Consider the following 13,551-nt stretch of genomic DNA (forward strand, 5'->3'; position numbering starts at 1 on the left):
TACCCAGTTTGTTGAGATTGCCACGTGAAATACGTCACAAGAAAGAAAACGTTTACATACAAATTTGCAACTGCTCAATCATTATCCTGTTTTAGGTATATTCAGGATCGAGTGTTGCGCGCTTGTAGCGATTGCCCACAAGCATAAGCGGTCAACTTGCGCCACAGCCATTCAACCGGCCCTTGGGCAAAATAATGCAGCCATAACAAGGAGAAAAGAATATTACACAGCCAAACCAACGGAACAACAGCTAACAATTGCAGACGATCTAGCTGCTGATAAAAGCCAAAGTGATAGAAAATCAGAGTACATAGCAATGTCTGCAATAAATAATTGCTCAATGCCATACGGCCAACCTGTGCCAGCCAATGACTGACTCGCCAGCTCGATAATGTTGGCCAGAAGCCATACAGAAGTGCCAGATAGCCTACTGCCTGCAAGGGTGCGCCAAGCTCACGCGGCACTTGTAGCAAAAAACCGGTCCAACGGAAATCCCACACGACCATCCATTGCAGCGCCACACCCGGTATTTGAATAATTAATGAAAGCGGTATCAAACAGGCGGCCAGTAAGCGGTAATGACGCAGACTGAATTCACCACGTAACCAACCACAACGCATCAGCCCGGCACCAAAAAGCATAGAACCCGCCAGCTCCCAGCCATATTGCGCGCCGATAGCAATCAAATTGGATGACAACAGATCGATCCGGTTTTTCCAGGCTTCAACCCCGCCCTGTAATTTCCAGAATTGCTCATATTGCAAATCTGCCGGCCCGGGTTGCCAGAATCGGCCCGGTTCCCCGCTAGTGATAAACCCCAGCAGCAATAATACCGCCACGCCGAGTAAATAAAGCACGCCACCGGTGCGCAATAAGCTGGCAGCATCTTTGGCATCACGAATCATTCGCCAGCACACCAGGCCGATCAAACCATAGGCAAAGAGAATATCGCCATCCCAGAAGAAAATGCCGTGAATCAATCCCAGTAACAATAAGAGGGAAAGACGCGCCCGTATCCAGCCTTTACCGCGTTTAAGTAACAGCTCCAGACCCGCACCAAATAAGATAGCAAAAATAGACAGAAACTTGGCCTGCGCGACAATATCAAGAATGGCCCATGTCCAACTATCAGATACTGAGGGAAGACCAAGATAAGCGGGATTAAGATAAGCAGCCTTAGGAAGGCCGAAAGCACTAATATTGAGCAGAAGAATGCCAAGAATGGCCAGACCTCGCGCGCTGTCTAACGTTGCGATGCGTTGACGCATACCCGACATCCTGTATAGGGGCACCCATTGGTGCCCGCTCTGGCAAAAGGCTAATTAGCCGTTGTGACGAACAGCACGCAGAAATTCCTGGCGAGTATTCTGGCTGGATTTGAACAACCCGCCCAATGATGTAGTGGTGGTCGCACTGGTCGCATCGCGGATCCCGCGTGCTTTCACACAATAATGCACGGCATCGATGGAGACAGCGACATTATTTGTTCCTAACAAGGTCTGCAGCGCTAACAAAATTTGTTGTGTGAGTCGCTCTTGTACTTGTGGGCGCTGGGCGAAAAACTGCACGATACGGTTAATTTTAGATAAACCAATCACACTGTCTTTCGGGATATAGGCCACTGTCGCTTTGCCATCAATCGTCACAAAATGATGTTCGCAGGTACTGGTCAGGGTGATATCTCGCACCGTTACCATTTCATCGACCTTCATTTTATTTTCGATCAGGGTAATTTTGGGGAAATTCTCATAATCCAACCCAGAGAAAATCTCATCAACATACATCTTGGCAATGCGTCTTGGTGTATCGGCGAGGCTATCGTCAGATAAATCAAGATTCAACAATTGCATGACTTGCGTCATATGTTCCTGAATCCGGGTCTTGCGCATTTCGGCATCTAATTCTTGTTTGCGCAATGGGGTTTCAAGGCCACGGGCCAGCAGTGCTTCATGAACCAGCTCAGCTTCTTTACTCAGCGATGACATTCTTTTCTCCAACAGGCATGCGTATCTGAGCGGAATAAACATGATGCAGATCACGTTCAGATTTTGCTCCCCACTTTAGTTGAGAGCAAAATGATTATCCAGTAATTGTTCTTAATCTTCGATGATTGTTATTCATATCCAGTGGCTCTTTTTATCATGATGAAACAGTTGCATCTGGCTGGACGACAGCTTCCCGCGCTCGGCTTGGCGTTTTAATCACCAAAGCGCCAGCAATAATCAGTGCTACTATTGCAACATATAACGCTGGCTCCAACCGGTGAGTTAAGGCGGTCGACATCGCGGATAATATCGGGCCAACCAACTGCCCAATGGCATAACCCGTAGTCAATAAACCGGCCATGTAACGGGTGTGTTCTGGTGCCAACTCACGACCATGTTGCAAAGAAAGCTGGACGACACTCAGGAACCCGCCGCCGGTTAATAAAGCACCTAATACCAGCCCGCTGACCCCCGGCACCATCTCGGCACACAATACCCCCAAGGCCTGTACCCATAGGGTTAATGCCAGTCGAGTTTGTGATGTCAGGCAATGTCGCGTCAGAATACCAAGGATAATACCTATCACCGCGGCACCGCCGAAAACAGGCCAAACAAACTGGGCAAACAGGCTTTCAGGGAAGCGAGCGGTTGCCATCTGCGATAAAAATGTGGCAGGTAAAATATAGCCGAACCCCGCAAGGCTATAGCTCCACACCAACCGTTTCAGTGCTGGCGTTAAAGTCAGTGGTACCGCGGTAACATGGGGACGGTGCAACTCGCCATTGCGCGGTAAATTGATACTAATAGCCGCAATAATAGCCAACGCCAATACACCGTACACCAGCCAGGCCTCACTTGCAGATAAACCATAGCTATGGATTAGCACTGCCAACATACCGCTGATGAATATACCAGCACCCGGCCCAGCAAAGACCGCGGCACTCAGCGCAGGACGGCCAAAATGAGCTAGTCGTTCATTAGTCCAGGCCGCTACCAACACCATCGACCAGCCGCTAGCCCAACCAATGGTAAAACGCACCACACCATGCCACCACGGCCCGTCGACAACAGCAGATAGCAGAGTTAACGCCACCGCCCCCCAAACCCCTAACCACAAACGGCGTTCGACATGGCGTCTGGCCCGCATGGCATCAAAAGCACCAACCAGATATCCCAGATAATTAAATGCCGCAACTAGCCCTGCCCCGGTCAGAGTGAATTGATGCTCTGCAATCATCAGCGGCACTTGGGGGGTGAAAGCAAAGCGACCAATCCCCATCGCCACCACTAATGCCAGAAAACCACTCAATGCAATTCTTAATGCCATCTGCCCAATCCATCTATTGCTGCCAGCTTATTACGCGGACAGTCGGTTAAAAGAAAGTTGCGAATATCATGCCTGAGCATTAGAATCACAAAAAATGAATAATACGCACTAAGTTCATCACAAAAAGAGAACACCCATGGATCTGACTCAGCTGCGCATGTTCTGTTGTGTAGCGGAAACCGGCTCCGTTGCCCGAGCAGCGGAGCAGATGCACCGCGTCCCATCAAATTTAACGACACGCTTGCGTCAACTTGAAATCGAGTTGGGTGCAGACCTGTTTATCCGTGAAAAGCAGCGCTTACGCCTGTCACCCATGGGCCATAATTTCCTTTGCTATGCCAACCGTATTCTGGCGCTAAGCGAAGAGGCCATGAGCATTACTCATGCGGGTGAACCTGCGGGCAATTTCCCACTCGGTACCATGGAAAGCACCGCCGCCACTCGCCTGCCTAACCTGCTCGCGGCTTATCACCAGCGCTATCCCAAAGTCTCTTTGTCACTGACTACGGGGACATCCGGCGAAATTATTGAACAAGTTCGAGCCGGAACACTGGCGACGGCATTGGTCGATGGCCCGGTACAGCATGATGAACTACACGGCTGCCGCTCTTTTGAAGAGCGGTTAGTTATCATTTCCTGTCTGGATCATCTACCGATTAATCAAGCTCGTGATGCCGTGGATGAAACTCTGTTTGCCTTCCGCCCTAGTTGTTCTTACCGGTTACGACTGGAAAGCTGGTTCCGTCAGGCAGGCTGTTTACCTGGGCATATCATGGAAATCCAGTCATACCATGCCATGCTAGCTTGTGTGGCAAGTGGCGCGGGGTTGGCGCTGATCCCGCATTCAGTATTGGCTCTTCTCCCCGGTCACGAACGGGTAAAAGTACATCACCTGCCACACGATATTGCCGAGACGGCAACCTGGCTCATTTGGCGCAAAGATGCCTTTAGCCCCAACGTACGCGCCCTCAAAGAATTGATCATTGAGCAAATTGAAACTCAGTAACTGAGCGGGCAGAGCCATGGTTTCCGACCATAATTCATACAAGTGTCATCTGCTGTTACCGAGAACAACCAACAGCAACATATATGACACATAAAGAATATATTTATATAACACTCATTACGCAGAAGCTATAGGAGCAACACCATGGAGATGATTAAAACCCGCGCAGCAGTCGCATGGGGGCCAAACCAGCCATTATCCGTTGAAGAAGTTGATTTGATGCCACCACAAAAAGGTGAAGTACTGGTACGGATCGTCGCCAGTGGGGTTTGCCACACCGACGCCTACACCTTATCGGGCAAAGATCCTGAAGGGGTATTCCCAGCAATTCTGGGCCACGAAGGTGGCGGGATTGTTGAAGCGATTGGCGAAGGCGTGACCAGTGTCGCGGTAGGTGATCACGTGATTCCACTGTACACACCTGAATGCGGTGAATGTAAATTCTGTCGCTCCGGCAAAACTAACCTGTGTCAGGCAATTCGCAGCACTCAAGGTAAAGGCTTGATGCCCGATGGCACCACTCGCTTCTCTAAGAATGGCCAGCCTATTTTCCATTACATGGGCACTTCAACCTTCTCTGAATTGACCGTTGTACCAGAAATATCACTGGCAAAAATCAATAAAGAAGCGCCATTAGAAGAAGTTTGTTTGTTAGGTTGTGGTGTGACAACGGGCATGGGTGCAGTTATCAATACTGCCAAAGTGAAACCGGGCGACACAGTGGCTATCTTCGGCTTGGGTGGCATTGGTTTATCTGCAGTTATTGGCGCACAAATGGCCGGTGCCAGTCGAATTATCGGGATCGATCTCAATACCAGCAAATTCGAGCTGGCCCGCAAACTGGGTGCGACTGACCTGATTAACCCGAAAGATTATGATAAACCTATTCAGGATGTGATTGTCGAGCTGACCGATGGCGGCGTCGATTTCTCATTTGAATGTATTGGTAACGTCAATGTCATGCGTTCAGCTTTAGAGTGCTGCCATAAAGGTTGGGGCGAATCAGTTATTATCGGTGTCGCCGGAGCAGGGGAGGAAATTTCAACTCGCCCGTTCCAACTAGTCACAGGTCGAGTCTGGCGTGGCTCTGCTTTTGGCGGAGTCAAAGGTCGCTCAGAATTACCGGGTATTGTGCAGCAGTACCTGGATGGAAAATTTGCCCTAAATGATTTCATCACTCATACCATGGGTTTGGATCAAATCAATGAAGCCTTTGATTTGATGCATGAAGGCAAATCTATCCGTACCGTGATTCATTTTGATCAGTCATCACAAAAACATACTTTACAAAATAAATAGCGCAGGGAGGCAGACAACGCATGAGCACGTCACTTGAACTTCTCGAAGAGCACCGGATGTTTGGTGGATGGCAGCAACGCTATCGCCACGCCGCCAGCAGCCTGAATTGCAATATGACCTTCAGCATCTATCTGCCACCACCACGGGATGATAACCCGCCTCCGGTACTTTACTGGCTATCAGGGCTCACCTGCAATGATGAAAACTTCACGTTAAAAGCTGGCGCACAGCGGATCGCAGCAGAACTCGGGTTGGTACTGGTGATGCCAGATACCAGCCCACGTGGCGATGATGTACCTAATGATGACAGCTATGATTTAGGCCAAGGAGCTGGGTTCTACCTGAATGCAACACAAGCGCCCTGGTCTGAGCATTTTCATATGTACGACTATGTCAGCCACGAGTTACCTGCGTTGATCCGTCAGCATTTCAGTGTGAGCGATCGTCAATCTATCTGTGGTCACTCAATGGGGGGCCACGGCGCGCTGATGTTGGCACTACGTAATCCGCAGCAATATCAATCCGTTTCCGCTTTCGCGCCGATAGTCAACCCGTGCCAGGTTCCATGGGGTCGCAAGGCTTTTAGTGCTTATCTGGGTAGCGATGAAAGTCAATGGTTACAATATGATAGCTGCCATTTACTCACGCATGCACAAACCCAGTTGCCAATATTGGTTGATCAAGGAGATGGTGATCAATTCCTTGCCGATCAGTTGCAGCCGGCAAAATTAGCAGAATTGGCTCGTCAACGTGATTGGCCTCTGACTTTGCGTATTCAGCCGGGCTATGATCACAGCTATTTCACCATAGCTACATTTATTGAAGATCATCTGCGTTTCCATGCGGAATACTTACATCGTTAACGGATATAACTTAGTCGTTCAACAATAATAGAAATATTAAAGCTCCTTCGGGAGCTTTTTATTTTATTGCAGATATATAGTTTACTCTCGTTACGCTAATAACTAATAATCCTTTAGTTTAATAACATAATTAATAAATTATTATAAAAAGCATGATGAAAAAAACATTGATAAAATCGGAGAAAAGAATTACAAATAAATGGCTCAATACTCTACGAGGCTGAGCAGAACAAAAAAGGAATAAACTTAAAAGGAGATTTATATGTTTACTTCAAATCAATCAAATAAAAGAATAAATAACGCTAATTTAATGGCATTAAAGACTAAGTTAGAGTCGTTAGAACAATCATTTAAAAATAATTCATTTTCTATAAATGATAATGAAATAGAAAATCTAAAATGCAGCAACTCCGACAACCAAATAACCGCATGGAATTGGTCAAAAAGCTTTACACAACAATAGACTATATAATGACATCTTTCATTAAAACAAATTAAGATGCTGTTGCTAGCATCTTGATTATAATTATTTGATATATTGCATAAATAAAATAGCACTATCACTCTATTTTATCAAAATCAGTTTTATCAAAATCAGTGAGATACTTCCCATGCTAACAAGTGAATTTTTCAATGATCTGAAGCTAAGCCCAGTTTCAAGCCTGTTAGCAATACTAATAACAGCCATAGGATTGATCTCACTATTTTTTGTATTAGTTATTTATTTAACAGACTCTCGTATTGAAAAACATAATAATAACTATAAAGATATATATCGGATAGAAACATCATTTAATCTACCTAACGGTGATGAAGTGAAATCAGCACAAGTCCCCTTCCCACTTATTTCCGTATTAAGAAATGATAAAAACATCAAGAATGTTGATTACATCGTACGCATTTTCACCAACCTACATGTCAATGATAAGACGTATTCAAATATTGATATCTATGCAGTGAGTACCGATTTTTTCAACACATTAAATCCTTATCAACAAAAAAATCTCTATCTGGCGCAGAATGAAATTATCATTACCCCAGAGTTTAACCGACAATATCTTCATCTGGATAATCCTCAAGGGCATGTCATAACGTTAGGTGATAAAGGCCAATTTCTCATTAAAGATGTTGTTGAATTTAATCCATCCAGCCGTTTTAAAACGGCTGCTGTTATCGCATTCGCTCCTGAAATATTAGATGGCTACCACGATAAAAGACATGATTGGTATGATACCCATGCCTATGCTTTTATCACGATGAAATCTGGGATGAGCCCCACCGCAGAGCAACTAAATTCTCAAGTTATTCAGCACGCACCACAACTCCCAGGAGCCCCTTTTAGCCCAGAAGAATTCATCCAGCTTTCAGCACGTAACATTGCTGATATCCATTACGACAATGCATTACCTGATGAAATAAGCACTGTAGTTTCAAGCTCATACTTAAATATTTTATATGCATCAGGCGTGTTTGTTTTTTTTGCTACGACAATGAATTTTTTAAATATAAACAATGTGATAAATACAAAGAAGAGAAACAGTTTCTATATAAAAAAAGCCCTTGGTGCTTCCCATTACCAGCTAATCACAGAAGCATTTTTTATTGCTACATTCCAAACTGTATTTGTGCTGTTAGTGGCTCTTTTTATTTTGATGTCACTCGTGCAATTTTCCGATAGTGCCAGAGAACTTATCTTTACTCATGGCAGTGATGACTTCTCAACAGCGCTATCTATGACTACGGCGCTAACTTACGCAGCTATTTTACTCGCCCACGGCCTCTTTTTGCTGACGCTTACTTTGCCCAATAATACCTATAGTAACAGCATTGCTGCACAATCATCTCAGTCATACTATATAACTCGTATTATGTTCTGCATGCAGATCATTATTGCAGGTATCATCATATATCTGTGGGCAGGCATAACGACACAGATACATTTTATGAAAAATGACAATTTTGGTTATAAAAAAGAAAACGTAATAACATTTATACTAAGTGATGAATTAAAATCAAAAACAGCAATAAATAATTTACAAGATGAATTAAGGAGTGCAGCTGGGATTAATAGTATCTCGTTGAGCAGCTGGCGACCATTTGACATGTCGCGACATAATATTTCTGTATTCCATAACGATCAGCAAGAAAAAGACAAACTAGCCACAGTTAACATCCTAAAGGTAAATGAACACTTTATTAATACTTGGGGGATAAATATTCTGGCAGGCGACAAAAAACCATTATCATCTAGCGATAATAGCAATATTCGCCATGCAATTGCCACTAAATCGTTTATGACATTAATGGGAAAACAGTCCTATGACCATATACTGAATACTGTATTTTATATTCAGGAGAATAACTCTCAGCAATCAGTTAGGGTACTGAATGTGATCGATGACTTTTATCTGGCAGATAGAGAGGACACACCGCCCCCCTTACTTATTTTCATTCAAAATACCCCCCAACGCTATGGCGCAGTTAAACTTGAAAACATTCAAGATTTCGGGAAAGTTGAGAAAATATTAAAACGTCATCATGTTAATACTGAACACATAAAGCCGACCAACAAATTACATAAAGAATATTTCAGCAATAATATACTTATGTATAACACAATAAACACAGTAACATTATTTACAGTTATATTAGTTTCAATAAGCACGATAATAATCGGCACCTCAGAGACCAAACGGCTCGAAAAAACACTAGCAATAATGGAGTCTATTGGCGGTTCAATTTATACGCATATTATTTTCTTTATACAACAGAATATTACACCTATCCTCATAGCAGTGATAATATCACTACCTGTCGGCTTTCTGTTATTGCAAATTTGGCTGAAACAATACAGTGTAGTTAAAGGTTTATCTTATATTTACGCGACAAGTTCACTTATTATTTTTATTTTATGCATAATTATCGTCATGATCATTACACTTATTTTAAATAGTCACAGACCAAATAGTCAGAAGAAGAAGTAAAACTATGGATATAAACATTGAGCAGAGAAAAAACAAAAACATAACTGAGAAAATAATTATTATTTGCGTGTTATTAGTTGTCATTTCATGTATTTATTATATTTATTATTTATCTACCACTCAGAGTTCTTTACTCATATCACGAGAAGATGCGGTTTTCCATACTATTGAATCAGAAGTGTATCAGGAAGTGCTAACAACCCGAGCTATCGCGGTACCTAAAGAAAGCATAATTGTATCAAGTGAACGAGGAGGAAAAGTCATCGAAGTGGCCAAACAAGCTTTTGATACTGTCGCGAAAGACGATGTTATTATTCGTTTGTCCAACTACGATTTTATGCTGGAAGCAACATCCCGAATAGTGAATATTACCGAGCAAATAAATAATCTCCGTAATATGAAAATACAGTTAGAACAAGATGAGCGAGATACAAAAATTGATATACAAGAGGCTCAGCATCAAATAATGGCTATTTCGAAAGATTTGGCAAGGCATCAAGTCCTCGATATGAAATCAATGATTGCAAAATCCGAATTGGAAAACCAAGTCGGCATGTTAAAAAACTGGCAAATAAAAAGTAAAATTTTACAAGAACACGATAATAAAAATAAAAACTCATTCCCATCACAATTCAAAAGTATAAATGATTCCATACTATTACTGGAAAGAATGATGGATATCATTGAGAGCGGCATGGAACAATTGGTTATAGCAGCACCCATTGGTGGAGCTTTATCTATCCTTGATGTAGAACTGGGTCAACAAATAAAACCCGGCGAAAAAATTGCAATTATTGACAACCTTGAATCATATTATTTTAATGTTTATTTCAGTGAATACTACCTCGATAAAATTAAGCCAAAAAAACAAATTTCGGCAATAATAAATGGCCAAGAAGCATCACTACTTATTGATTCAGTATCAACTATTGTTGAAAATGGTAAATTCAAGGCAAAACTGATCCCATTACATGGAACTACCTCTCTACTTAAAAGAGGACAATCTATTGAAATACAAATTCCATTACAAGAAGAAAGTAATCCAGTGCTGATCGCACCTACTGATAGTATCATTTTCGATGATGATGGAAGTAATTTCATATATATATATCAGCCAGAGAACGATCTTGCCATTAAATCTAAAATTGAGATAAAGCGTCGAAATACAATGAAAACAGAAATAACAGCAGGAATAAAGGCAGGGGAAATAATTGTCATCCCCCCAGAGACTAACAATAGTGAATACGATATTATTGGATTCAAATAACATGCTAAACATACAAAATGCCGAGAAATGTTACACCACCAAAATAATCAAAACCAAGGTCCTTAACAATCTGAATTTCAGTGTTGAGAACGGTGATTTTGTTTCTATCATGGGACCATCAGGCTCAGGTAAATCAACATTACTTAATATCATCGGTCTGTTTGATAACCTTGACAGCGGTTCATTTACACTGGCAGGAAAAGATATTATTGGCATCAGTTATTCACAAAAAATAATATTAAGGAGATTATTAATAGGTTATATATTTCAATCATTCAATCTCATTTCACACTTATCTATTTTTGATAACATTGCTTTACCACTTAAATATCGTGGTATTGGCAAAAAGGAAAGTACCGAACAAGTTAACCAAGTTTTAGACCTGTTCGATATTGATAACCGGAAACATCATAAACCAATGCAACTCTCAGGAGGTCAACAACAACGAGTCGCTATCGCCAGAGCGATGGTATCTAACCCTGCATTGCTCTTGGCTGATGAACCTACTGGCAATTTAGACAGTAAAAATGCCCGCGCTGTATTACAGCAATTAAAATATATAAACCAAAAAGGTACAACTATTATTATGGTTACACATTCAAATGAAGCCTCTGCATATGGCAACAGAATAATAAATATGAGAGATGGATAACTTACATGAAAAAATAGGAATAGACTATGAATAATATAATTCCGGTAAAATACATTGAATGTATTAAGATAAACGAAATAGATCTCACAGAATTGGAAAAACTTGAGATATGTGAATACAAAATACTATCATCTTATCTCATTGGTAGAATACCAGCAAAAAAATTACTCGATAGTGATGAGCTAGATATATTCAACGAGGAGATAAAAAAAAGTATCTCAGTGAAAACCATTAAAGCAAAAAAGTTAGTTGTTGTATTGAAGGCAACTCGTTTATGTAACCTTCGTTGTACCTACTGCCACTCGTGGGCAGAAGGCCCCAATCAGACGGTATCATTTCATACCCTCGTCCGTACAGTGCGGCAGATCCTTGCCATTCCTAATGTAAATAGATTTGAGTTTGTCTGGCATGGCGGTGAAATCACACTGCTAAAACCTGCTTTTTTTAAAAAGCTTATTTGGTTGCAGCAACAATTTAAGCGACCAGAGCAATATATAACCAATACCATGCAATCAAATGTCGTCAATATCTCAGATGAGTGGTTAATATTTATTAAAGGTATTGGCATGAATGTCGGAATTAGTCTTGATGGTGTACCCGCGGTAAATGATAAGCGACGGGTAGACTATCGAGGAAGAAAGACATCTGATCGCATAGCAAAAGGAATAAAAAAACTTCGAGAACATGATATTCCATATGGTGCTCTTATTGTCGTTGACCGCGAAGTTTATCAAACTGATATGAAAGAAATGTTGGACTATTTTATCTCAATAGAATTAACCCACATTGAGTTTCTTAATATAGTTCCGGATAATAGGCTCGTTAAAGGACAGTATGTTGGCGAAGGATTTATCAGTTATGCTGAATTTATCCAGTTTTTATCAACATTGTTTACTATTTGGGTAAACGGTTATCAGGAAAAGATACATATTGCTGTTTTTGATGATTTTATTCGTGTACTGAAAGATGCCAAAAATAAACCTTCCGCATGTTATTGGTCTGGCAATTGCTCGCAAGAAATTATCACCTTAGAACCCAATGGCGACATCTCTCCCTGTGACAAATATGTGGGTGATAAAGGTAGCATCTATGGATCTTTATTAGATACTGACTTGGCGGATCTTCTCGCTCATTCATCGCATAATCAACAAGCCATCAATGAGGAAAAAACTGCAACTGAAAAAATGCACCATTGTGAGTGGTTTTCCATTTGCCACGGCGGTTGTCCCCATGACCGAGTAATTAACCGCCGACATACCGAAGGATATGATGATACATGTTGTGGAACAGGGAAATTACTGGCGACCATTCAACGTTATTTAGCCAATACTTACTGAAGCAACATTATAATAGCTTGAATTGTAACATGATAACTCAGTATTCTGCCCTTCAATAAACAGACAGAATGCTGACAATGTAGGGCTTATTAGGGAAGAGTTTTAGACTAAAAAGCAGATCCGGGTTGTAACAAAAAAGCTTGCTCCTCGGCACTGGATACTCGCCCGAGAATATGATTGCGGTGTGGGTAGCGGCCGAAGCGATCAATAATTGCCTTATGCCGCAATTCATAATCGAGTTGAGTCTCATTACCTAGTTCGGTATATAGCTTCAATGCTTGCTGATGGATTAATGCGGATTCAGAATGCATAAAGGGTAAATAGAGGAACCCTCGCTGCGTGTCTGATAGCTGCCCAGCTTTGCCACTGCTGACCGCCTCCTGTGCCAACACCAAGGCCATACCATCGCAGGAAAAAGAAGTCGGTAGATCGCGGAATAGATTTCGGCTGAATTGATCTAATATCAGAATTTCTGCCAGGCGGCCCTCAATATTCAGCCGCCAGTGAGCCAGTTCTCCCTTAGAAGCAGCCTGCCAAATGGCACCGAAATGCTGACGTAAATGGGTGTCAAAATCCTCATCTTTTTTGAACCACAATGCGGGGTCCATTTCACTAAACCAGAATTTCAGAATTTTTTGATAATCCATATTACCTCCAGTGTCACCTGACAAAAAAATGCCAATAAAAAAGAATGATACAACTCAAGACAATATCAGACTGTGACCTCTTTGCCCCCCATCAATTCACCCGCATAGCAATCTCTGCCATAATGGCGCCCTCAATTGATTATTGCCGTGCACCCGTTATAGCTTCCGGCTACGGTGCCATCAG

General features: G+C 42.2%; 12 protein-coding genes. 8 read left to right on the forward strand and 4 right to left on the reverse strand.

The annotated features are described in order from the left end of the window. Positions 1–101: 101 nt before the first annotated feature. The 3 genes from yeiB to ACF3VQ_RS13825 form a co-directional block, all read right to left on the reverse strand. The gene (gene yeiB, locus ACF3VQ_RS13815; protein WP_392431619.1) at positions 102–1,268 is read right to left on the reverse strand and encodes a DUF418 domain-containing protein YeiB; all 1,167 of its coding nucleotides are present in this window, start codon (positions 1,266–1,268) and stop codon (positions 102–104) included. A gap of 54 nt (positions 1,269–1,322) precedes the next feature. Then, complete coding sequence (folE, locus tag ACF3VQ_RS13820) at positions 1,323–1,985, reverse strand: GTP cyclohydrolase I FolE (protein WP_392431621.1); 663 nt, start codon at positions 1,983–1,985, stop codon at positions 1,323–1,325. Positions 1,986–2,139: 154 nt separating this feature from the next. Next, positions 2,140–3,312 (reverse strand): YbfB/YjiJ family MFS transporter, encoded by a 1,173-nt coding sequence (locus tag ACF3VQ_RS13825; protein ID WP_392431623.1) that lies wholly within the window; start codon positions 3,310–3,312, stop codon positions 2,140–2,142. Between the two features lie 136 nt (positions 3,313–3,448). Between ACF3VQ_RS13825 and ACF3VQ_RS13830 the strand changes: the two genes are divergently transcribed. From ACF3VQ_RS13830 to darE, 8 genes are all read left to right on the forward strand, one after another. Next, a complete protein-coding gene (locus ACF3VQ_RS13830; protein WP_392431625.1) occupies positions 3,449–4,318 on the forward strand; it encodes a LysR substrate-binding domain-containing protein in 870 nt (289 codons plus the stop codon). 144 nt (positions 4,319–4,462) lie between these two features. Continuing rightward, positions 4,463–5,617, forward strand: a complete 1,155-nt coding sequence (locus ACF3VQ_RS13835) for an S-(hydroxymethyl)glutathione dehydrogenase/class III alcohol dehydrogenase (RefSeq protein WP_392431627.1) — start codon at positions 4,463–4,465, stop codon at positions 5,615–5,617. Positions 5,618–5,637: 20 nt separating this feature from the next. Further along, positions 5,638–6,480, forward strand: a complete 843-nt coding sequence (gene fghA / locus ACF3VQ_RS13840) for an S-formylglutathione hydrolase (protein ID WP_392431629.1) — start codon at positions 5,638–5,640, stop codon at positions 6,478–6,480. A gap of 262 nt (positions 6,481–6,742) precedes the next feature. Beyond that, positions 6,743–6,943 (forward strand): darobactin family peptide antibiotic, encoded by a 201-nt coding sequence (gene darA, locus ACF3VQ_RS13845; RefSeq protein ID WP_392431631.1) that lies wholly within the window; start codon positions 6,743–6,745, stop codon positions 6,941–6,943. Between the two features lie 148 nt (positions 6,944–7,091). Then, positions 7,092–9,464: a darobactin export ABC transporter permease subunit gene (darB, locus tag ACF3VQ_RS13850; RefSeq protein ID WP_392431633.1), complete on the forward strand. Its 2,373-nt coding sequence runs from the start codon at positions 7,092–7,094 to the stop codon at positions 9,462–9,464. Positions 9,465–9,468: 4 nt separating this feature from the next. Further along, positions 9,469–10,731 carry a darobactin export ABC transporter periplasmic adaptor subunit gene (darC, locus tag ACF3VQ_RS13855; protein WP_392431635.1) on the forward strand — a complete coding sequence of 421 codons (1,263 nt, stop codon included), beginning with the start codon at positions 9,469–9,471 and terminating at the stop codon, positions 10,729–10,731. Position 10,732: 1 nt separating this feature from the next. Then, positions 10,733–11,383, forward strand: coding sequence for a darobactin export ABC transporter ATP-binding protein (gene darD, locus ACF3VQ_RS13860; protein WP_392431637.1), 651 nt, complete (start codon positions 10,733–10,735; stop codon positions 11,381–11,383). A gap of 26 nt (positions 11,384–11,409) precedes the next feature. Continuing rightward, positions 11,410–12,720, forward strand: a complete 1,311-nt coding sequence (darE, locus tag ACF3VQ_RS13865) for a darobactin maturation radical SAM/SPASM protein DarE (RefSeq protein ID WP_392431639.1) — start codon at positions 11,410–11,412, stop codon at positions 12,718–12,720. A gap of 107 nt (positions 12,721–12,827) precedes the next feature. On the opposite strand, the gene ACF3VQ_RS13870 is transcribed toward darE, so the two are convergent. Continuing rightward, positions 12,828–13,367, reverse strand: coding sequence for a DUF924 family protein (locus ACF3VQ_RS13870; RefSeq protein ID WP_221871424.1), 540 nt, complete (start codon positions 13,365–13,367; stop codon positions 12,828–12,830). Positions 13,368–13,551 lie beyond the last annotated feature (184 nt).

This window comes from Yersinia fenwicki (assembly GCF_043099325.1).
GTDB lineage: Bacteria > Pseudomonadota > Gammaproteobacteria > Enterobacterales > Enterobacteriaceae > Yersinia.

Excerpts from the sequence above, each read along its gene's own strand:
- yeiB (WP_392431619.1), bottom strand. The coding sequence starts at position 1,268 with ATGCGTCAACGCATCGCAACGTTAGACAGCGCGCGAGGTCTGGCCATT.
- folE (WP_392431621.1), bottom strand. The coding sequence starts at position 1,985 with ATGTCATCGCTGAGTAAAGAAGCTGAGCTGGTTCATGAAGCACTGCTG.
- ACF3VQ_RS13825 (WP_392431623.1), bottom strand. The coding sequence starts at position 3,312 with ATGGCATTAAGAATTGCATTGAGTGGTTTTCTGGCATTAGTGGTGGCG.
- ACF3VQ_RS13830 (WP_392431625.1), top strand. The coding sequence starts at position 3,449 with ATGGATCTGACTCAGCTGCGCATGTTCTGTTGTGTAGCGGAAACCGGC.
- ACF3VQ_RS13835 (WP_392431627.1), top strand. The coding sequence starts at position 4,463 with ATGGAGATGATTAAAACCCGCGCAGCAGTCGCATGGGGGCCAAACCAG.
- fghA (WP_392431629.1), top strand. The coding sequence starts at position 5,638 with ATGAGCACGTCACTTGAACTTCTCGAAGAGCACCGGATGTTTGGTGGA.
- darA (WP_392431631.1), top strand. The coding sequence starts at position 6,743 with ATGTTTACTTCAAATCAATCAAATAAAAGAATAAATAACGCTAATTTA.
- darB (WP_392431633.1), top strand. The coding sequence starts at position 7,092 with ATGCTAACAAGTGAATTTTTCAATGATCTGAAGCTAAGCCCAGTTTCA.
- darC (WP_392431635.1), top strand. The coding sequence starts at position 9,469 with ATGGATATAAACATTGAGCAGAGAAAAAACAAAAACATAACTGAGAAA.
- darD (WP_392431637.1), top strand. The coding sequence starts at position 10,733 with ATGCTAAACATACAAAATGCCGAGAAATGTTACACCACCAAAATAATC.
- darE (WP_392431639.1), top strand. The coding sequence starts at position 11,410 with ATGAATAATATAATTCCGGTAAAATACATTGAATGTATTAAGATAAAC.
- ACF3VQ_RS13870 (WP_221871424.1), bottom strand. The coding sequence starts at position 13,367 with ATGGATTATCAAAAAATTCTGAAATTCTGGTTTAGTGAAATGGACCCC.